General features: G+C 64.3%; 19 protein-coding genes. 11 read left to right on the top strand and 8 right to left on the bottom strand.

Annotated elements, in window-relative coordinates:
• The first annotated feature begins 50 nt into the window (after positions 1–50).
• Together E1H16_RS04970 and E1H16_RS04965 are read left to right on the top strand one after the other, a co-directional pair.
• Positions 51–497, top strand: coding sequence for a hypothetical protein (locus E1H16_RS04970; RefSeq protein ID WP_134322595.1), 447 nt, complete (start codon positions 51–53; stop codon positions 495–497).
• Positions 498–608: 111 nt separating this feature from the next.
• Positions 609–962 carry a DUF2255 family protein gene (locus E1H16_RS04965; protein ID WP_134322594.1) on the top strand — a complete coding sequence of 118 codons (354 nt, stop codon included), beginning with the start codon at positions 609–611 and terminating at the stop codon, positions 960–962.
• Positions 963–1,106: 144 nt separating this feature from the next.
• On the opposite strand, the gene E1H16_RS04960 is transcribed toward E1H16_RS04965, so the two are convergent.
• A complete protein-coding gene (locus tag E1H16_RS04960; RefSeq protein WP_134322593.1) occupies positions 1,107–1,715 on the bottom strand; it encodes a TIGR03086 family metal-binding protein in 609 nt (202 codons plus the stop codon).
• A 101-nt stretch (positions 1,716–1,816) separates the two neighbouring features.
• Between E1H16_RS04960 and E1H16_RS04955 the strand changes: the two genes are divergently transcribed.
• The 5 genes from E1H16_RS04955 (at position 1,817) to E1H16_RS04935 (ending at position 7,893) form a co-directional block, all read left to right on the top strand.
• Positions 1,817–2,797 carry a helix-turn-helix transcriptional regulator gene (locus E1H16_RS04955; RefSeq protein ID WP_134322592.1) on the top strand — a complete coding sequence of 327 codons (981 nt, stop codon included), beginning with the start codon at positions 1,817–1,819 and terminating at the stop codon, positions 2,795–2,797.
• Between the two features lie 291 nt (positions 2,798–3,088).
• A complete protein-coding gene (locus E1H16_RS04950) occupies positions 3,089–4,366 on the top strand; it encodes an integrase core domain-containing protein (RefSeq protein WP_424948521.1) in 1,278 nt (425 codons plus the stop codon).
• Between the two features lie 137 nt (positions 4,367–4,503).
• Positions 4,504–6,300: an HNH endonuclease signature motif containing protein gene (locus E1H16_RS04945; protein WP_166741625.1), complete on the top strand. Its 1,797-nt coding sequence runs from the start codon at positions 4,504–4,506 to the stop codon at positions 6,298–6,300.
• A 386-nt stretch (positions 6,301–6,686) separates the two neighbouring features.
• The gene (locus E1H16_RS04940) at positions 6,687–7,076 is read left to right on the top strand and encodes a DUF3995 domain-containing protein (RefSeq protein ID WP_134322589.1); all 390 of its coding nucleotides are present in this window, start codon (positions 6,687–6,689) and stop codon (positions 7,074–7,076) included.
• A gap of 235 nt (positions 7,077–7,311) precedes the next feature.
• A complete protein-coding gene (locus E1H16_RS04935; RefSeq protein ID WP_134322588.1) occupies positions 7,312–7,893 on the top strand; it encodes a hypothetical protein in 582 nt (193 codons plus the stop codon).
• 251 nt (positions 7,894–8,144) lie between these two features.
• Here the strand turns inward: E1H16_RS04935 and E1H16_RS04930 are convergent, their stop codons facing one another.
• Positions 8,145–9,179, bottom strand: coding sequence for an ABC transporter permease (locus E1H16_RS04930; RefSeq protein WP_208378859.1), 1,035 nt, complete (start codon positions 9,177–9,179; stop codon positions 8,145–8,147).
• 114 nt (positions 9,180–9,293) lie between these two features.
• On the opposite strand from E1H16_RS04930, the gene E1H16_RS04925 reads away from it, so the two are divergent.
• On the top strand, positions 9,294–9,866 hold the full coding sequence (locus E1H16_RS04925) for a TetR/AcrR family transcriptional regulator (protein WP_134322587.1): 573 nt from the start codon (positions 9,294–9,296) through the stop codon (positions 9,864–9,866).
• A 229-nt stretch (positions 9,867–10,095) separates the two neighbouring features.
• Positions 10,096–10,566, top strand: coding sequence for a hypothetical protein (locus E1H16_RS04920; RefSeq protein WP_134322586.1), 471 nt, complete (start codon positions 10,096–10,098; stop codon positions 10,564–10,566).
• 85 nt (positions 10,567–10,651) lie between these two features.
• Here E1H16_RS04920 and efeB read toward each other — a convergent pair whose 3' ends face one another.
• The 3 genes from efeB to efeU are packed head-to-tail and all read right to left on the bottom strand — an operon-like array spanning position 10,652 to position 14,736.
• Positions 10,652–11,920: an iron uptake transporter deferrochelatase/peroxidase subunit gene (gene efeB / locus E1H16_RS04915; RefSeq protein ID WP_134322585.1), complete on the bottom strand. Its 1,269-nt coding sequence runs from the start codon at positions 11,918–11,920 to the stop codon at positions 10,652–10,654.
• A 3-nt stretch (positions 11,921–11,923) separates the two neighbouring features.
• The gene (gene efeO / locus E1H16_RS04910; RefSeq protein WP_134322584.1) at positions 11,924–13,117 is read right to left on the bottom strand and encodes an iron uptake system protein EfeO; all 1,194 of its coding nucleotides are present in this window, start codon (positions 13,115–13,117) and stop codon (positions 11,924–11,926) included.
• Entirely contained in the window at positions 13,114–14,736 is a 1,623-nt protein-coding gene (efeU, locus tag E1H16_RS04905) for an iron uptake transporter permease EfeU (RefSeq protein WP_166741624.1), read from the bottom strand. Before efeU ends, efeO begins: the two co-directional genes overlap by 4 nt.
• A 161-nt stretch (positions 14,737–14,897) precedes the next feature.
• Here efeU and E1H16_RS04900 point away from each other — a divergent pair, with 161 nt between their 5' ends.
• Both E1H16_RS04900 and E1H16_RS04895 read left to right on the top strand, forming a co-directional pair.
• The gene (locus E1H16_RS04900) at positions 14,898–15,521 is read left to right on the top strand and encodes a response regulator transcription factor (protein WP_134322582.1); all 624 of its coding nucleotides are present in this window, start codon (positions 14,898–14,900) and stop codon (positions 15,519–15,521) included.
• Complete coding sequence (locus E1H16_RS04895) at positions 15,514–16,902, top strand: sensor histidine kinase (RefSeq protein ID WP_134322581.1); 1,389 nt, start codon at positions 15,514–15,516, stop codon at positions 16,900–16,902. The genes E1H16_RS04900 and E1H16_RS04895 overlap by 8 nt, the downstream gene beginning before the upstream one ends.
• Before the next feature lie 78 nt (positions 16,903–16,980).
• Here the strand turns inward: E1H16_RS04895 and E1H16_RS04890 are convergent, their stop codons facing one another.
• The 3 genes from E1H16_RS04890 to E1H16_RS04880 are packed head-to-tail and all read right to left on the bottom strand — an operon-like array spanning position 16,981 to position 20,566.
• Complete coding sequence (locus tag E1H16_RS04890; protein WP_208378858.1) at positions 16,981–18,096, bottom strand: NADH:flavin oxidoreductase/NADH oxidase; 1,116 nt, start codon at positions 18,094–18,096, stop codon at positions 16,981–16,983.
• Positions 18,093–19,427 (bottom strand): NtaA/DmoA family FMN-dependent monooxygenase, encoded by a 1,335-nt coding sequence (locus tag E1H16_RS04885; protein ID WP_134322580.1) that lies wholly within the window; start codon positions 19,425–19,427, stop codon positions 18,093–18,095. Before E1H16_RS04885 ends, E1H16_RS04890 begins: the two co-directional genes overlap by 4 nt.
• Positions 19,424–20,566 (bottom strand): LLM class flavin-dependent oxidoreductase, encoded by a 1,143-nt coding sequence (locus E1H16_RS04880; RefSeq protein WP_134322579.1) that lies wholly within the window; start codon positions 20,564–20,566, stop codon positions 19,424–19,426. The genes E1H16_RS04885 and E1H16_RS04880 overlap by 4 nt, the downstream gene beginning before the upstream one ends.
• Positions 20,567–20,589 lie beyond the last annotated feature (23 nt).

Here is a 20,589-nt window from a genome sequence, read left to right as displayed (position 1 = left end):
GTGCTCGTCGTGCGACGGCGGGGTTACGATCTCTGAGTTAAAGGGGAGAGATGGATAGCGAATCGACGCGAGACGCGGCCGCCGGGTTCGCTCGGATTTATGCAGTGCTCGGCGCGATCCTTGCACTGATGTGCTTCCAGCCGCTTTACCACCGATTCGAGGAGATCGGCGGGCATTCGGTCGCCAGGACCTTTCCAGGCCTATGGGATGAGCTCACCGTCAAGGGCTCACCGATCGCTACCGCGGTCCTGCTGCTCGCGTTCGTTCTGGGACTACTGTTGCTCGTCGCGGCCTTCGGCGTAAGCGCGATTGCAGTGCCGATCATGATCGGCGCCGGCTGGCTTGCCGTTCTCGTCTTGTTGACGGCGCGACCCACGTATCCCGACCGGACCTATCTGAGTCCATGGGGTGAAAGCGCGGTCGCGGTGAGCATCTTCGGCGTCCTGATCGCCGCGGCGCACGTATGGGGGCTGGTGAAGTCCCGCCAGCGAAAGTAGGTGGCTGTGCTCAACGGTGCGCGTATCGCTGTTGCTTGCCGTTGCCGTGGAACTCGCGGATGACGGCGGCGCGACGATGACGGCGACATCGGACTCTGACATCGTGGATGGATGGACCCAAATCAATGGCGAGGCCAGACGTGCACCGTCGTGACGCATGGGCGATACACCGGAGCCGAACACCTCGTGCGCGTCTGGTTTGTCGTCGTACACGACCGGTTCTATGCCGCCGCCCGAGGCGGCCTCACCAGCGATTGGCTACGAAACGCGTTGCACGCTGGCGAGCTTGAAATGCGTGCAGGCAAGGTGTCGTGTACCGGGAATGCCTCCCTGGCCCCGGAGTCGGATATTCCGGAGATCCTTGACGCGTACGCCGAGAAGTACCGTGGCCATGGGGCAGTCATCGCCGCGTGGCGGGCGAATCCGCCCACCTTCGTACGCGCCGAAGCCACCGACCGCACATAGGCACTCGCAGCCCGGATCTAGCCGATCCGAATGATCGTTGCGAACCACGGTATCGATCCGGTCGACCAAGTCTCATGCGTGGCGGTGGTCGGCACCAGCGCCACGAGCGTGGGCCTCAGCGACTGGGCCTGGCTGGGCCTGTCCCTATGCGCCGGCCGCGCGATTCTTGACTCGCCCGCTCACCGCCCGCGAGCGACCCGTCCAGTTCGCGAGTTGCTCTGTGGGTCCGGCATCCGCGGCCGGCTCGACGGGCGCGTCGAAGGGAATATCTCCGCCACGCGGCTCGGCGGGCAAAGCATTCGTCATCGCCTGTAGCGCGATTGTCGCGATGTCCTCGTCGGTCTCCGACGGTTGTCCGGTTGCTACGGCGAGATCCCAGCCGTGGACGATGTGCTCGCTCAGGTAGGCGCCGAGCGCGGCGGCTCCCGGCAGTGTTCCGAATGGCACCGTCACAATCGAGGTGAGTCTGTCGTCGTCCCAGGGCGCGATCGCCGCTGCAGCCGCAATCCGGAATCCGGCGCCAAGATCGCCCGAAGGAAGCGGCAATGAGGTAGGTACATCCGCGATAGTGCCGATCAAGCCGACGGACTCGACGCGCTTCTCGACAGCGAACAGATGCTGCAGAAGATCACGCACGTTGAAGTCCGCACACGGCGTGGGCAAGTCGAGATCTGCGGGCGTGACGCCGTCGATCAGGGTAGCGATCCACTCCTGGGCGCGCGTGACGTGTGGGCGAAGGTCCGGTGCGTTCATGATTCCTCCTCGTGGCGTGTGACGACGTTCGCCGTCGTGATGCCAGAATCGCAGCTCATATACGACATCCTCTGTCGTATATGAATGGCAGAGTATGAGTTATGCGCGCGGACCGCTTGTTGTCGATCGTCGACTTACTGCGCCGACATGTCCGCCTGAGTGCGGCCGACCTCGCTGCGCGACTCGAGGTCACCAGCCGCACGATCCAGCGTGATATTGATGCGCTCTCGTTGATGGGCGTCCCGGTGTACGCCGAACGCGGCCGCGAAGGCGGCTACGCGCTACTTCCCGGATATCGGCCCGATAGCGCCGACCTGACAGTCGATGAATCCAAGGCGTTGCTGATCGGGGGAGCGGGCGTGGCCGACGCCCTCGGTCTAAATCAGGCGTTCAGCCGCGCCGTCCGCTCTATGGCCAGCGGCCTGCCCGAAGATCACGCGCAGCAGGTGGGCAGATTGCTCGATCGGGTGATCGTGGATCCTGGCGGCTGGGGTGGGACGGCGCACAATCCCGACGCGCTAGCGCCCGTGTTTGAGGCTGTACAGCGCGACTGCCGAGCGCGGATTCTCTATGAGGCGCTGTCGTCCGACAATGGCGGACGCCGAACCGTCGACCCATGGGGCTTGGTTTTGGCGGGGTCCACCTGGTACCTGGTCGCGGCGCACCGCGGTAAACCCCACACCTACCGGATAAGTCGGATCACCGACATCCGATTGCTCGACGAACCGACCAGGCGGCCCGAAAGGCTGGATGTGCGGCAGGTCTGGCGAGGCATCCGGGCCGGATGGAACGCGCGCGACAGCGTGTTGATTCGGCTGCGGACTCGTCGCGATCGAGTCGATCTTGCCTTGCGATCGCTTCAGATCACGCTGCTGGGCGAACCCGCAGTGAGCGAATTGGACGAGGAGTGGTCGCTGATCGAGGCGCGCGTGCATGCCTTACGTGGGGTGGTCGGTGTGCTGCTTGGTTTTGGGAACTGGGTGCAGGCCCTCGATCCGCCGGAGTTGCGGGCGATGATGGCGGACACTGCAGCCGAGGCTTTGGCGCAGTACCGCGAGTCGGGCTGGCCTGCCTCGTCCTAGCCGCATCGCCCGCCCTGTGTCCTTGTGCGCGCACCTCATCAGGCGTACCGCCGAGCAGTTCCCCGGCGATAGTCGACGACCGCAACGGCCTCAGCCGCGAGGGCGGGACACCGTGCGCACGGTGTCCCGCTGTGCTGGATGTGGATCTCCTGAGCCGCCCCTACTGTCTGGGGTTGTGCGCCGATGACAGCACCTGTCATCTATCAAGACATCGGTGACAGTTCTGTATCAGCTCATCGGTGACGGTTCGGGCTGTGTTGGTGGTGACACTTCGCGCCTAAGGCTCGGGTGGTGGCAGTCAATGAACCTATCGATCCTCGTGTCCGTCTGGCGATCTCGCAGTGGCCTGATGATGCGCCGCGCGGCGCGGTCTCGACGTTCTGCGCCGAGCACGGTATCTCCCGTAAGTCCTTCTACGAGCTGCGTAGGCGCGCGAAGGACGACGGGCCGGCCGCGGCGCTCGAGCCGCGGACCCGGCGCCCGAAGACCAGCCCGTCCCGGTCGAGTGATCAGACGAAGAGTGAAGCGATCGCTGTCCGCGCGGCGCTGGAGGCCTCCGGTCTGGACCACGGTCCGATCAGCGTGCACGAGAAGATGCGCTCGATAGGTCTCGAGCACGTGCCCTCGACAGCGTCGCTGGCGCGGATCTTCCGCGAGGCCGGCGTCGCGCGGTTGGAGCCGAAGAAGAAGCCGCGCTCGGCATGGCGACGCTTCGTCTACCCAGCGCCGAACGCGTGCTGGCAGCTCGACGCCACCGAATACGTCCTGACCGGCGGACGCAAATGCGTGATCTTCCAGCTCCTCGACGACCACTCCCGCTACGCCCTTGCCTCACACGTCGCGTGGGGCGAGACCGCGAAGGACGCGATCACCATCGTCGACAAGGCCATCGCCGCGCACGGAGTGCCCCAGCGACTGCTTAGCGACAACGGGATCGCGCTGAACCCGTCACGGCTCGGGCGCACCGGCCAACTCGTCGCGCACCTGGCCGCCCTCGGCGTCGAAGCGATCACCGGCAAACCGTACAAGCCGACCACGCAAGGAAAGAACGAACGATTCCATCAGACCCTGTTCCGCTACCTCGACAAGCAGCCCCTCGCCGAGACCCTCACCGAGCTCCAGACACAGGTCGACGCGTTCGATGCCATCTACAACACCCAGCGCCCACACCAAGGCCTACCCGGCCGCGTCACACCGCTGGTCGCGTGGCAAGCGACCCCGAAAGCCGATGCGCCCCGACCGCAACCAGACCGGCCCATCTACCGAGCACCCGCGCCGGTGCGTCGTCCCAGACCGACGCCACCGGCCGATCTGCCCGCAGACACCCGGATCAGAACCGTCACTACCTCAGGCACCATCTGTCTGGAGGGAGTCGTCTACAAGATCGACGTCACACACGCCTTCCAACAGGTCGTGGCCATCACAGCCGCAGACACGATCATCGTCACCGACCTCGACGGCGAGATCCTCGCCGAGCACACCCGACCTGCACCCGGCATCCGCTACGTCGGCAACGGCCGGCCACCCGGACCACGACCCAAGAACCCCGAACCGCCACCGATGTCCTGACACACGAAGTGTCACCGATGTCCTGATGCAGAACTGTCACCCCTGTCCTGAGACATCACACCCATGTTCGCGACCTATTGACGCATTCATCGAACATATGTACGATGAATGACAAGCAATTCGAGAGGAGGTCTGCGATGGACGTCGATCGTGACGAGTTTGTGCAGACCGATCCCGACCCCTACCGGTTCGTCCCCAATGAGGCCAAGGCGGGTGCGGATTCGTCGGCGCAGGGCGCGAGGTGTCTTGCCGTCGCGGAGGAATTCTCTGCAGAGATCGCGGCAGCCTTGCAGCGGTTGCACGATGGGCTGGACGCGCTGATCGATATTGGTCAGCGTGGCGATTTTGGTGCGCTTGATCCGAGATGCCTGTTGCGGCTGGCTAGCGAGTTCGAGGCGTTTCGGTCGCGAAGCATCCTTGTCGATAGTCACGTCGTTGAGGCCGCCGGGGAGGATCCGTCATTCTCGACCTTCACCGGTGAGAAGCGTGTTGCTCGTGGTCTTGCCCGGAGTCTGCGGATCGGAATCGCCGAAGCAAACGCTCGGGAGCGTCGCGCGAAGCAACTGCTTACTCGCAACGGGTTCAGTGCCGGTGAGAAACCGCCCGCGCTACCAAGCCTGGCGAGTGCGGTCGTCGCCGGCGCAGTGACCACCGGCCAAGTAGACGAGATCCTTTCCGCGATGCGACGGATCACCGCGATTCCCGCCATAGATCCTTCGTTGAGCGAACAGGCGGAGGAGGTCCTGGTCCGGCATGCCGACGCGCTCGGGCCCGCCGAACTGAAGGTGGCGAGCGAGAAGCTCGATCAGATCTTGCTTCCCGACGGCACGGGCCCGGAGCCGGCGATTTGCGCGGCGCGGCGCGGCGTGCGGATTGGCCCACGGCGGTACGACGGTCTGTATCAGATCAACGGGCTTCTGGATCCCACTGTTAAGGCGCAGCTGGAGGCGGTTCTGTCGCCGTTGAGCGCCCCGCGACCGAGCGAGGCTGGTGCGGCCGACGATCGCAGCGCAGACCAGCGTCGGCATGACGCTCTCGGGGATGCTGCCCGGCGTCTGCTGGAGCTTGCCGGCGTGCCAGCGAGTGGCGGAACTGCCGCCACAGTTCACATCAACGTCGACCTAGACGCGATTCTCGATGCGCTGGGTATCGCGCGCGGCGACTCGGACTCAGAGGCCGCGATCGATTTCATGTCGCGTCATGACCCCCGATCGGCCGTGCGGCGGTACGTCGGCCGGGTGGCTGGCGGCGACCGGATCACGCTGCACGACTTCGTGCGCCTGGCCGATGAGGCGATGCTGGTCCCGACGTGGACGACCAATATCGGTGGTGTTGTTGCCTTTGGCCGCTCGCGGCGAGTCGCGACGGAAAACCAGACGCACGCGTTGATCGCGAGAGATGGTGGGTGTTCGTTTCCCGGATGTGACGTGCCGCCAGACTGGTGCCAGCGGCACCACGTTTTTGAGTGGTGGCGCGGGGGCGGCACGGATGTCGACAACCTGACGCTGGTTTGCGGACATCATCATCGCGAGTTTGAACGGTCCGGCTGGCGGGTTGACATGATTGATGGTCTGCCGTGGTGGACGCCGCCGCAATGGGTCGATCCAGATCAAAGACCGAAGTTGAACATGCGGATCAAGATCCCTGATCAACGCCAGATCGAGGACGTTGCTCGGAAGGCCAGGAGCCTACGCAGTGAAGAGCAGAGGTGTGCGGATTCCTTCGGTAGAACGGAACTAGACGACGGCGAGGGGCTTGACCCACTGGATGACTTGGTGAGTTTGCTGATTGCGCATGTCGCCAACCCGCATCGCCGAGAGCAGTTCCACCATGAACTCGTCGACCTGTTGAACAGTTATCTTGCTGACGACCGGCGAGTTCCTGGCCACGCCGCCGATGATCGCCGCAGCCCACTGCCGATATCTGTCGCATGATGCCTTGGCCATCGACCCGTTTGCGCCTCGCTCATGGCGCCGCCCAGTAATCGGAAGCGCCGCCAAGTCATCCGTAGGGTCGACTGCCCAGATCCCTTGCCTGTGTCCTCAACCAGAACCCCAGATCTCCTGTCTTCGTCGTGAACCGGGGCGTTGACGCGAGAGCACTACCGCGCCGGCGCCGGCACGAGCGGACTCTTGCTTCGTCGTGAACCGGCACGAGCGGAACTCTTACTTCATCGTGAACCAGCCCGAGCGGATCCCTTACCTCGTCCGGAACCAGCGCATGCGCGTCCTCGCCCCTAGTCGCGGGCCGTGGCTTCGGTGGCGCAGAGTCGCTGATTGGTGAGCGATACCGAGGCCAGACCGCGCCGTAGAGTGCTGGCATGAATATCGTTGCTGGTGTCTCGCGTGCGATCGCGGGCACAGGGCTCGCATCTGTCGGCGCGATGCATATTGCGTGGGCGCCCGGCTCCTCCTGGCCAGCGTCGGACCGCAGGAGTCTTGCTGTGGCGACCGCGGGATCGACGGAGTTCCCGCCAGCTGTCCCGACCGCCGCAGTCGGAGCAATGTTGGCCGTCGGAGGTGTGGCCGCCGCAGGCCTGATGGGGGATGGCCGTGTCGTCACTCTCGGCCGCCGCGCCCTGGGAGTGGGCCTGCTGGGGCGCGCCGTCCTAGGCGGAAACCGGGCACTGACGGTATTGGGATGCCGTCGGCCGATGCGCGGTTCCGACGACCCGACGACACCTACTATCGCCCACTGTGCGGGCTTCTAGGCGTTGCCGTGCTCGCAGCCAGTTCCACATCGCGGACCGGTTCGGCCAGCTCCGCAGGGAGGACAGGGGCAGTCAGTTCTGCAGGGCGGACCGGGGCGGGCGGTTGCACAGGGCGGACAGGGGCAGTCAGTTCTGCAGGGCGGACGGGGGCGGCCAGTTCCATAGGGCGGACCGGGTTGGTCGGCTGAGTCGCCACCCGACGCGGTCCAGGACGACATTTGCCTATGCTGATGGCATGTCGCGATTCGCCGAAGAACTCACCCCAACGCTGCCCGCAGGCCTCTCGATCCCCGAACCACTGGAACGTGCCTTTACCTGGATGGAGGACCAGGGGTGGGGGCTGCAGAACGAACACGGCTATTACATGACGCCGTACGCCGGTGAAGCGCAACTCGGCGTGGTATTTACGCCGTCGGCGTCACTCATGGGTTGGTTCGAACCGGACGAGGCTGGCTATGACCGGCTGGCGCCTTTTGTCGAACTCGACGGATCCGGTGGTCTGGGTGTGTTGTGGCTCGACGATGCCGGCGACATCCGCATCGGTGCGCTCGGGTCGGACGGCGCGGTAAGTCTGCTCGCTGATAACGCTGTGGATTTCTTGCGGCTCGTAGCCATTGGGTACGACGAGGTCGGCGAGTTCATCGAAGGCGAGCCCTTTGAGGAAGAATCGGTTGAGGCGCACGCGGAATTTCGCGCATGGGTTGAGGCCGAATTCGGCGTGGAGATCCCGGAACACTGGAGTTTCCCAGAGCCAGATCCCTTTAATGCCTGGGTCAATCAGGTGAAGGGTTTGGAGTATCGGACGTACGCCTTCTAGCTGGTGGACTTCCTCGGTGTGCCTGCCAGGCACGGGCGCGTCGTGTCGGACGTGCGCCTTCTGGCCGGTGGACTTCCGGCGTGAACATGTCGGGCAAGGGTATGAAGGATCGGTCGCCCGCCTTCTGGCCGGTGGACTTCCTCGGCGGTCCCGCCGGCAAGGGTATGGAAGACCGGACGTACGCCTTCTAACCGGTGGACCTCCTCGGTGGACTTCTAGGTGTGAACCTGCCGACAAGGGCGGCGGGCCTCCTAGCGCGCGGAGGCCGCCACCCGGCGTCGAGCGCCGAGCACTGCCAGGCCGAGTCCGAGGGCGATCCAGCACGCGAGCACGATCCACGCCTGCGTCGCTCCGGCACCGTCGAAATAGACACCTGACCGGATCGCGGTGCCTGCGGCGCCGACCGGGAGGAATTGGCCGAAATCACCCCAGAACGCTGGCAACCAGTCTGGTCCGGCGGCCAACCCCGACAACGGGTTGGACACAAACATCATCAACACCGCCACGATGCCTAGGCCGGCGTAACCGATGATCGAGGAGAGTCCGAGGATGAGGTATGAGATCGCCATGATCCCGGCACTAACGGCGAGGCTGGTAAGCCAGTAATTCCCATCGAACGTCCCGAAGCCGAACTGCAGTATCGCGGTAGCGGTGAGCCCGCCGGTGATCGCGAACACCGTTGCACCGAGCAGTCGGTTCCGTAGGGATCCCTTGTAGACAAGGAAGAATACGGCGCCTCCAGCCATTCCGCCGAAGATCAGAGGCATGCCGAGGCTGACGAGCGCGTTCCCACCCGGGTCCTCTGCCGTAGTGGGCGCCAACTCTACGTAGGTGACCTGCTGTCCGGCTGCCTCCAGTTGGGCGCCGATGCTCGTCAGCACCGTCTTGTAGGACGCCCCTGCGCCGGCTGCGGTCTGGATTGTCACACCGTCACCGGTGAGGGCAATTCCACCGATCGCGTCGCGATTCTTGATCGCCTCGGCGCCCTCGTCGGCCGTGGCATAGGTGGTGATGTCGAAGGTATCCGCCGCTCCTTGCTCCAATTGCGCAGTGACCTGCTCCAAGGCTTGAGGGCTGCCGCTGACGGCCAACGGAAGGTCGCGCGCCCCGGAGTTGAGTTGGGGAGTCGCAAAGGCGAGCAACATCGCGCCGATCATCACTGTGAGCCCCAGGATGATCCCGATGAGCTTGCCGAGTTTGTCGTTCTCGGCCGTTGGCGACTGGCGGTCGGTGTCCACGGTGGTGGATCCAGCCGACGTTTCGGTAGTCGTGAGCTGTTCGCTCATCGTTCCTCCCTGGATGACTCCACAGCGTAAGTGGAGAAGATTGCTCCGGATGTATTATGGAGCATAATCCTCCACATAGACTGCGGTCAACGAATGTGACCGGGTAGAAGGGCGGTGAGCGCAGTGCGAGCCGATGCGCAAGCGAACCGTGCAAAGATCATTGACGCCGCACTCCAGCTCTATGCCGAGCGCGGCGACCGTCCGCCATTGAGCGCCGTTGCACATCGTGCCGGCGTCGGCATCGCGACGCTGTATCGAAACTTCGCCGATCCGCGCGCGCTTGAACTCGCCCTGCTGGAGTCCACTGCCGCAGGGATTATCGCCATCTGCGAACGCGGCGCGATCGCGATCGACGCGTCGCCAGAGCAGGGGTGGAAGCGATTCGCATCCGAGGTGGTCGAATTGCGTCTCGGGTCTGTCTTCCCGGTGATCGCCGACTTGCGTCGGGATGACGACGAGTTCATGGCCGGCGTTGCAGTCACCCGTAGTGGGGTCATCGCGGCGATCACCCAGGTGGTTGACCGCGCCAAGTCGCACGGGCTGGTCGATAAGTCTGTGGACCCATTCACATTGCAGGTCGGCCTCGGTCTGTTGTCCAGGCCGATCCCCGCACTGGTTCTCCAAGAGATCCCGGATCTCGAATCGTGGCTCGTGCGGGTATATCTCGCCGGCATCCGACCGCGTTGAGCGCCGAGCCTGGCGGAACCCGCAGTCGCGCGCCCGCGGGCCCTCGGCTATGCGGCGCGCCGCCGTAGTGGCTGGCGAATCGCAGATTTCTTCTGCCGTTCAGTCTCTGGGCAGGTAGTCGCGACGATCGATTCTTCCGCGGCGGCAACGATGGAAGCTCCCTGGTTAGGCGAGGCCGATACGGTCTGACTGTCGTCGAGGTCTGCGTGACACGAACGGAGCAGTGCTGGTGAGTCAGATCTTGCGACCCTTTGAGGGCATCGACGACGTCCGCTTCGGAATGACTTACGAGGAAGTCGCCGCCGTGGCTGGAGCCGCGGATGACACCCGGCACGACGATATTCTCGACCTCACTGCGGAGCGTCGTGGGGCAACAGAGTACGAATTCGACGGCTTAACTGGTCGCCTTAGCGCCATGTACGTTTTCAAGCCTGGTCGTGGCGCGAGGATCCGAGCCCAACTCAACGGTGCTGCGTATGTCCCCGTGTTTTACAACGGCCTTGACCTGCTCGACCCGGACGGCTTCGCCCAGATGTGTGAGCGTGAACCGCATCGTCAAGGGCGCACGAGAGCGGGCGTCATCTTTGCGGAGATCGGTCTAGTGATCGCTGGATTCGGCAAGCGCCTGCCCGAGGGGAAGTACGTCATCGCGTTCGGCGCCAACTATGTCGACGACTATCAAAGTTGGGTCGACGCATAACCTGGGTGGATGAGTCCAGCAGCTGCTGGAGTCCCTTCACCAACGGAGGCAACTCGCGGGAAGCAGCCCGTAGCGGCGAAACCGATCACGGGCTGAAGAGCTTCTTGCCGTACCAATCGCCGGGCTCCGATAGGCCTGGGGGAACGGCCCACACGCCGGAAGATACGTGCGCGATGTACTCGTTCAACAGGTCGGACTTGCCCAACTTCTCTTGCAGGACGGCGAACTGAGTGTGCGGGTCCTGCTGGAAGCAGATGAAGAACAACCCCGCGTCAAGCTTTCCGTTGCCGGCGTGCTGACCGTCGGTGTAGTTGTATCCACGGCGCAGGATCCGCACCCCGTCGTTGAGTTGCGGAGCCGCTAAGGCAACGTGTGAGTTCGGATCGATCACCGGTTCGCCGCCGGAGGTCGCGCCAAAATCGACCGGGTCGAACTCGGCCGACCCGGTCAACGGTGCGCCGGTGGACTTCAGCCGGGCGAAGATGCGCTCCTGGTCTGCCAGGAAGTCAGCGTCCCAGGATTCGATCTCCATGCGGATCTTGCGCGTCACCAGATACGTTCCACCGGTCATCCACGGTTGATCCGTGTCGTCGCCAACCCATACATAATCGGAAAGCGCTGCCGTATCGTCCGCCTTGATGTTGTTGGTCCCGTCTTTGAAACCGAACAGGTTCCGCGGAGTCGACTGACCGGAACCGGTAGCCGAAGCGCGTCCGAAACCAAGCTGCGACCAGCGCAGCACGGCCACACCACGGGCCGCACGCACCATATTGCGCACCGCGTGAAACACCACCTGCGGATCGTTCGCGCACGCTTGAATGCACAGGTCTCCGCCGCTGATCGCCGGATCCAGCACCTGATCGCCGGGCAAGGGATCCAGCGGCTTCAGCGCCGCGGGCATCCGTGATGCCAACCCGAACCGATCATCGAATAGGCCGGGCCCGAACCCGACCGTGATGGTCAACTGCTCCGGCGGCATGTCCAGAGTTTCGCCGGTGTCCTTCGGCGGTACGTCGGCCCGCTCCGGTGCTGCCGACACCTGCTCGCCCTGGGTGAACCTGCTCGCCATTGCCGCCCAGCGGCCGAGCAAGTGCGTCAGGTCCTCGGTGCTGGTCGTGGTGACATCGAGCGCCGCGAACATCAGCCGGTCCTGCGCAGCGGTGCTCACACCCCCTTGATGATCGCCGAAGAACGGAACGGTCGAATCGGCCGCGGATCCGGCAGGCGAACCGGTCGACGCGCCCGGTGTGAGACCCTGGGCTGCTATCCCGCCTGCGAGAGCGCCGCCGAAGACCAACCCCGCGCCGCCCAGGAACGAGCGGCGCGAGGACTGGAACGAGTCAGATGTAGTCATGTCTTACGCGTTGGCGACCTTCGACGAGATCGTCGACAGCGGCTCGATGACGGCCAGCAGGCTGTCAGTGAGCGTCTTCTTCTGCGCGTCGGTGACCTTGTCGTAGGCGACGTATCCGCCCAGCGACTGCGGATCCTTCAGCTTCTGTACCTCGGCGACCAGCAGGTCAAACTTGTCCGAAATCGTCGGCACCAGCGTTTCGTCGATCTGGTCCAGCGCCGGCTTCAGCGTTGCGAATGCCTGAAGCGAACCTTCCACGTTTGCCTGGAAGTCCACGATGTCCAGGTGTGAGTACGCCTCCTCCTCGCCGGTGATCTTGGACTGCTGTACCTCGTCGAGCAGCGCCACCGCGCCGTTGGCGATCTCATCCGGCAGGTACCGGTCGCCGTCCGCGCTGTCGGCCTTCGTGTTCTTCGACAACTCCCCGGTGCGGCCCTTCAGGTCGTCGACGTCCGCGGTCAGCTGGGTGGTCAGTTCCTCGAGACCGTCGGTGGAGCCATCGATCCACAGCGCCTTCTCGATCGGATGGAAGCCGGTCAAGTCCTCGCCCGCGGCAACGTCGCCCTCGCGCAGGTCGATCGCCGGGTCGAGGTCGCCGAACGACTCAGCGACCGGCTCGATCTTCTCGTAGAACACCCGCGAGTTCGCGTACGCGATTTTCGCCGCCTCCAGGTCGCCGTCGGCGATCGCATCGACCAGCGCCGGCAGAGACTCCTGCAGCGCACCGACCTGCGTGTCGATATACTCGGCGTAATCCACCGTCGCCTGCTGTAGCAGCACGCTCAGATCATCGCTGGTCTGCGGAGCTTCACCGGTGACGGTGAAGGGTACCTTCTCGGTGGTTGCGCCGGGGCAGTAGATCTCGTACTGGCCGCCGTCGAGCTTCGCCGAGAACGTCGCGTCGAAACCGGGCGCCAGGTTCTCCTTTTCGCCGCGGATGCGCTGGTCGGAGACGACCTCGACCTCGGTGACGCCGGCGGCGTCGACATTCGTTACGTGGAAGGTCAGCGCACCGGCTGGTGCCGTGTCGGGTTCGGCAACACAGCCGTCGGCTTCACTGACCGTGATCTCGATGGTGCCGGACGATGGACCGTCGGACTTCTTGTCGGAGGAACTATCAGAGTCGGATCCACATCCGCTCAACAGCAGCGATGCGGCCACGGTCAGTGGCAGCAGGGATCGGGTCGTGCGGTTCATACGGCTTCTTTCTCTCGCGTTGGTGATGCGGATTCCCCGAATGGGGTGTTGTCGGTGGCGGTGCGCGCCGAGCGCCGAGCGATCGTGAACGCTGCCGCGCCGGTCGCCAGTGCCATCAGCGCGCTCAATAGCGGTACGAGGGCGCCGAAAATCTCGCCCTGTTGCTCGTCGGAGGCGTACCCGTCAGCGGCCGCGACCCCGGCAGCGCGTGACGCGTCATCCATCCGGGTCGTATTGGTCGCGATCGCGCCGACGCTCACGCTGTTACCGGTCGGCAGGGTTACCGAGGCCTGCAGCGACTCGACCCGCTGGAGATCGAGCACGGCTAGCGAGTCGGTGTCGATCACTACGCGGGTCGCGATCGTGGTCGTATACGTCGCCGGGAAGTCGGTGTTGCGGTCGGCTTCGGTAATGCCGACCGGATACCGGCCGCGGACCGCCGCGATCTGCTCACCGCTGAGCGTTGCCGGAGCCTCAGTCAGATCCGTAACCGCGGCCGATTCGGGCGGTACCGACTCGCTCAGCAGGTACTCATCGCCGTCCGCAGCATGTCCATTGAACGGTAGGGTCATCGACTCCTCGCCGAGTGTCAACGTCGCCTCGTCGAGGTCGGCCGAGACGACGTCGACCCTCAGTTGCTCGTCCTGACCGGAAGAGTCGTCGCCGCTCAACGTGTCCGCGTGTACCGCGGAGAGCGTGATCGACGTCGCGTCGACAAGGTGTGGCGACGGAGCCAGCAGGAGCCCGGCGACACCGATACAGACGAATACGCCCGCGGTAATGCCCAGCGCGCGCGCCAGAGTGCGGGCCGTCGGTTGGTGATTCTTCGGCCACAGCACGACGGCCAGCATCGGCACCGCGTACAGCAGGTACGCCGCGACCTCGATCAGCACCAGATTCGATTGGATGCCGAAGACGCCGCCAGCAATCGCATCGGCAATAGATCCTTTCGCGACCACGTTCTGTAGACCCGGAACCGGAATTTGGCCGATGGTTAGCCAGCTCGCCTCGTACGCCGCTCGGAACGTCTTCAACACGAGTCCGGCGGCAACCAGCACCAGGAAGACGCCGGTGATGGTGAAGAACTTGGCCATGTTGAAGTGCATGGCGCCGCGGTAAATCAGCCAGCCGATCCCAAGCGCGATGACGATTCCGAGCAATGCGCCCAGCAGCGGCGTCACCCCATTCGCGGCATTCTGCACAGCGGCCAATAAGAACACCGACGTTTCGAATCCTTCGCGCAGCACCGCCAGAAACGCCATCGCGACCAACGCGTACGTCGACCCGCGGGCCAGCGCGCCAGAGGCCGCGCCCTCAAGGTCGCCGCGCAGGTCGCGTGAATGCGTGCGCATCCAAAAGATCATGGCCGTGACCATGCTCACCGCGACGATGGCGATCACGCATTCGAGCATTTCCTGTTGCCGCTGCGGTAGACCTTCGGTCAGCGCCTCCAGCCCGATCCCGACGGCAATGCACAGCAGGATGGCGAGTCCGACTCCTACCCACATGCGGCGTAGGTCTGCGCGGGTGCCGTTGCGTTTCAGGAATGCCGCGATAATGCCGACGATCAATGCCGCCTCGAGTCCTTCGCGCAGACCGATGACGAAGGTGGCTAGCACGGTGCAGCTCTGGTGCAGGCGTCGACGAGGTTCGACAGCATGGTGCGTGGGGTTTCCTATCTCGTCCTGAAGGGGCGGACCAGCCCGGTCGAGACTAAGGTTCGCCTCACCTAAATCGCTACCCCTAAGATTGGGTAGTACCCGAAGAGACGAGGTGGTCGATGGCGGCAACGGAACAACTGTCGGTATTGGTTGTGGACGATCACCAGGTGTTCACGGACCTCATGGTGTTTACGCTGCGCGGTATGACATTCCTCCGCACGGTCCGCAGCGCGTCATCGATCGCGCAGGCCCGTGAAGCGCTGCTCGACGAGCATGTCGATGTCGCCGTCGTGGACGTGCGACTCCCGGACGGCACCGGGGTAGATCTCGTGCCGTTCGCGGCTACGCACTCCACCCGCGTCATCCTGCTTACCGGGCACCCCAGGCGCGCCGAGGCCGCCCGAGCGATCGACCTCGGCGCCAGCGGCTACCTGGCCAAAGATGGGTCATTGTCAACGTTGACCGCCGCTCTCAGCTACGCCAGCCCGAGCCAGCCGCACGTAGCTGACCGCTTTCCCGAAGACTCTCTCGCCGGCGGCTCGCTCACTGACCGTGAACGTCAGGTGCTGATCCGGATCGTTGACGGTCAGGACGCGACCCGGATCGCCGCGGATCTCGAACTGTCCGTGCTCACGGTGCGCGGTCATATCAAAGCGGTGCTGGCGAAGCTTGGTGTCCGATCTCAGCTGGAGGCTGTCGCGCTGGCCTCGCGAGCGGGCGTGAGCGCGCGGCCACGTGGCTAGATCGACCGGCCGGGAAACGACCGAACGTCACCGAACTGCCGAGTCCACCGGCCAGCCCCGGTCCTCGGGCCGGGGGTTCACCGGACCAACAGGCCGGGCGATCCGCAACCACCTGCTGATCACCGTCGGGATCACGGCGGTGATGATCGCGTTGGTCTTCGCCCTCGACGCTTATTTGGTCAAGGTTCAGGCGGATCGTTACTCCCAGGCGGCGATCGAGCGCGTCTCGGCGGTCAAAGACGTCCTCGCCGAGGAGAACCTCAGCGGGGCGGCATTGCCTTCGTCCTCCCTCGAAGCGGCGTTAGATCCGTTGTTGTCGGCGGGTGTGATCGATCGAGTCAAGATCTGGCGGGTCGAAGGCGACGAGGTACTTCTCATATATGCAGATGATCCACGTCTTGTTGGTCAAACCGAGAAGCTCGATCAGTCGCTCGCAGCGGCGTTGGCGGACGACGAGATAGTTGTCCGAGACGTGCCTGACGACTACGCGCATCGGTTCGATCAGGATATGCCGATGCGAGAGGTGTTCGTTGGCTTCACCGATTCGCAGGGATCCCACCTATGGGCTGAGTTGTATGTAGCGACGTACGAGGACGACACGCTCATCGGTGCGCTGCGAGTGCAGATCCCGATCGTCGCCGTCGGGCTGATCGTGCTCAGCGGCTTGCTGATTCCGTTAAGCGTGCGCACCGTCCGCCGGCTTGATCGACTGGCCCGGGAGCGGCATGACGCGCTTGCGTACGGGCTTGCAGCATCCGAACGCTCGCGCCAAGAGATTGCCGCGCAGCTGCATGACGGTGTCATACAGGACCTAGCGGCGTCCGGGCTCGCGCTCAGTTCGTTGGCTGAGCGCGAGGACGATCCGGAGCGCGCATCGATGTTGCGGCGGGTTGCCGCCCTGTTGGGACAGGACACTGATGAACTTCGGGGTATCGCACAGGATTTCGCGCCGCTGCGCGATCGGTCGTTGTCCGATTACCTGCAACGGCTGCCATTGCGGGCCTCATCGTCGGCTCAGGTGAGCATCTCTGAACCCGAGCCGCCGGTACCTGACGCGGTCGCTGGACTCTTATGGCCGGCCGCGGCCGAGTTGGTCACGAACGCGCTCAAGCACGCCGACGCGCGCCACATCGACGTCGGTGTCACCGTCGCGGATGGCGCCGCTGCGCTGGTCGTCGCCGATGACGGCATCGGGTATGCACCAGGGGCGACCGAACCGGGCCACATCGGGCTACTACTTGTGGAAACCTCCGTACGGGCAGGCGGCGGCGATTTCACAATTTCTGGATTGACATCGGGCACCACGGCGCGCGTCGTCGTGCCGATAGACGCCGCCGACGCTGATCGCGGCGTCCAGTCGCCAGCGGATCGTCGTCTATAGCGCGTACGGCGGTGCCGACGTCGAAGGATAGCCAGCGCAGCCTTCGAGCGAAGCCAGTTGCGCACCGAAAGCGGGCGGTTATGCCCAGTTCCCGCGCACGTATTGCGGTTGCCACAACCAGTCGCGATCGGTCACGTCCAATTCATGCGCTGCCCGTAGTGGCCACATCGGGTCGCGTAGTGCAGCGCGACCGAGAAATACTGCGTCTGCAGAACCGGAATCGATCACTTTCTGCGCCTGCTGCGGGCCGTCGATCTCGCCCACCACGGCGACCGGCAACTGCCCGGCATCGCGGATCGAATCGGCCAGCGGCACGTGATAGCCCGGACTGGTGGGAGGTTGCGCGGGGAGCAGACCGCCACTGGACACGTCGATCAGGTCAACACCGTGCTGCCGCAACTGCTGCGTCAACGCGGTGATGTCGGCGGGCACCAGGCCGTCGGCCAGCCAGTCCGTGACCGAGAATCGGACGAACAACGGCTTGTCCGACGGCCACACGCCGCGAGCAGAATCGATCACCTCGAACAACAGGCGCGCTCGATTCTGTGGTGACCCGCCGTACCGCCCCTCGCGTTGGTTGCTCAGTGGCGATAAGAAACTATGCAGTAGGAAGCCATGTCCAGCCTGAATCTCAAGCACATCAAACCCGGCGGCGTCGGCGCGGCGAGCTGCGGCTGCGAAGTCGTCAACGATAACCGCGATGTCGTCGAGGTTCAGCCGTCTCGGCGCATCGAGGCCCGGAAACGGGACATCGTCCACACTCGCCGTACGCCAGCCGCCGTTAGCGGAGGGTAGCGATCCTTGATCGTCATCCCACGGCCGGCGGATCGAGGCCTTTCGTCCTGCATGTGACAGCTGGATCCCGATCTTCGCGCCGCGCGTGTGCACGAAGCTCACGATTCTCTGCCATGCCTGTCGCTGGGCGTCGTTCCACAGTCCGGTGTCATACAGACTGATCCGGCTCTCTGGCGAGACGGCCGTAGATTCGGCCATCACGAGTCCGAATCCCCCGGAGGCGCGGGCACCGAGATGCGCTAGATGCCAATCGCCCGGTAGCCCGCCTTCGGCCGAATACTGGCACATTGGCGAAAGCCACGCACGATTTGCGAACGTCACCCCGCGGATCGTGAGCGGGTCGAATAGCCCGCTGCGCTGGCCGGCCACCACCGGCCGGAACTGCTGTTGGGTGCTCACGCGCTCACTCCGTCCGCTACGCGGCGACGCGATACGGGGGCCGAGAGGCCGAGGTTCTCGCGCAGCGTCGTTCCCGCATACTCGCGCGGGTACACGCCACGTTCCTGTAGTTCGGGCACTAGGCGATCGACTACATCGCCCAAGCCATGGGGAAAGGCGTCCGCGGTGAGGTTCAGCCCATCGATGGCGCCGGCCCGCACGTACCGCGTGAGCTCGTCGGCAACCTTCGAGGGCGTACCCACGAAAGAGCGAGAAGCCGTCAGATGATGCACCAGTTCTCTGATGGAGTATCCGTGTTCCGTAGAGAGGTCACGCCAGCTGGCGGCGATGCGTTGTGGCTCATCCCTGGAGTTCATCACCCCATGGCTACGGCTTTGCTTGATGATCGTCGGACCCTGCTCGGGCAACGGTCCGTCGACGTCGGTGCCGGACAGATCCCGACCCCACACCGCCTCGATGACCTCCAGGATGCGGCGGTCGGTCCAGATCTGATCGCGCAACCACACAGACTTCTCGTGGGCCTCCTTGTCGGTATCACCGAGCACGACACCCGCGCTCGGAAAGATCCGCACGTCATCGGCCGGGCGCCCTGCGGCGACTAACCGCCGGCCGAGGTCGTGGGCAAATGCGAGAGCAGGTTCGAAATCGATATAGCGCGAGAAGATGCCTTCGGCATACTTCGCGGCGAAGTCTCGTCCTTCGTCGGATTCGCCGGCCTGAAAGAACACCGGCTGTGCCTGCGGGCTTGGGGGCACAGTGGAACGGGTTGCCAGATCGTAGAACTCGCCGGAGTAGTCGGCCGTCCCGGCATCCCAGCCGTCCCAGATGGCCTGTATCGCGTCGATGTGCTCAGCGGCATGCCGGTACCGGTCGCGGTGTGGTAGGTAGCCGCCTTTACGGAAGTTCGCGCCGGTCCAGGCATTGTCAGTCGTAACGACGTTCCATCCGGCGCGCCCTTCGGTGAGTACGTCGACCGTCGCGATTCGGCGGGCGAGGTCGATCGGATCGGCGTAGGTGGTGTTCAGGGTGGCTACAAAGCCGATGTTCGAGGTGTGTGCGGCGAGGTAGGCGAACAGCACCAGCGCGTCCGGACGACCGGTGATCGCCGAGACGTTCACCTTGCCCAGATGCTCACGCAACCGCAGACTCTCCCCGAAGAACACGGTGCTGAACAGACCGCGTTCGGCGGTCTTGATCAATTGCACGTGCGCATCGAAGTCGTAGTAAATATCGTTCCGTTCGGTCTCGTTCCACAAATAGTTGGGTGCGAACGGAAAGAACAATGCGAGGTGCAGTTGGTGACCGCGCTGGGAAATTTTCGGAATGCTCATCGGGACACTCCCGCCGGTACCGGCTGTGCCGAATGGTCGGGGTGCCGTGAGTTGCTCAACGAGTTGCTCGCGGCACCTAGTCCGAAAGTTGCCCGCAGGTTCCGCGACGGTAGCGCGAGAAGGCCGCGATCGCGAAGTCGGGGCAGCACGCTGCGGACCAATGCCCACAGGTCCACGTCCGTCACCGCGCCGAAGAGCCTGACACCATCTGCGTCGGGGCTGATGTCCCGCAGCAGCGAAACGAGTCCGTTGGCGTCGCCAACGTAGCGTAGGCGGCTCGAATCCCAGGTATGCTCGCGGTCCAACACTTGCAGACGTTCCGTAGCCGAGCTGCTGTCGCTGTCCAGCAGAACCTCGAGCTCGACGATCACCCGGACGGGTTGTGCGAATTGTGACCGTTGCGCGCGGATGCGCTCGCGAAGCTGCGACAGATCTGACGCGCTCGCCAGGATGACATCGACGATCGGGGCGTCCGCGGTGGCGGGCGCGAGGATCGGAAGGTGGCCCTGCGGAGGCCGCGGTGTGATCGCTGGACCTTTGACACTGAAGAACTCGCCGTCGAAGTCTGCGTAGTGCAGCCGGTCCGGGTCGAGGAAGTGCCCGGACTCCACGTCTGCGATTAGTACGCCGTCCTCCCACGTGTCCCATAGTCGTCGTACGGCCGCCACGACCTCGCTGGCCTCAGCACGCCGCCGGTGAGCATCGGTGATCTGGGGTACGCCGTAGGAACGCGCGCGTTCGGCGCTGTCATAGGGATCTACGATCCATCCGGCTCGGCCGGTCGCCGCGAAGTCGAGGCTCGCGAGCTGATTGGCGAGGTGAAACGGCTCGGCGTGAATTACTCCGGCGACTGCCAGCAGGCCGATGTCGCGAGTCGAAGCTGCCACGAACGCAGCAAGCTCGATCGAATCGAGACGGCCTATCGGACCAGTGGGCGGATCGAGAGCATCGCGCTCGCCGAACGTGACGAACGTGAAGCCGGCATTCTCGGCTCCGCGCGCGAGTTCACGGAATCGCCGAGGTTCGGTGAACGACCGAGCAGGTCGCGTAGTCCAGGCCGCAGGATGTACGCCCGCGCCATTGAGTTCTATGCCGATCGCCAACGGCGTACGAGAGAGATCGGTGGGTATGTGCGACATGTTGGGTCAACTTCCCGGAATAG

This window comes from Cumulibacter soli (assembly GCF_004382795.1).
Classification (GTDB): Bacteria; Actinomycetota; Actinomycetes; order Mycobacteriales; family Antricoccaceae; genus Cumulibacter; species Cumulibacter soli.
Note: the sequence above shows the minus strand (reverse complement) of the source record. Positions and strands in the feature narration are given on the sequence as shown.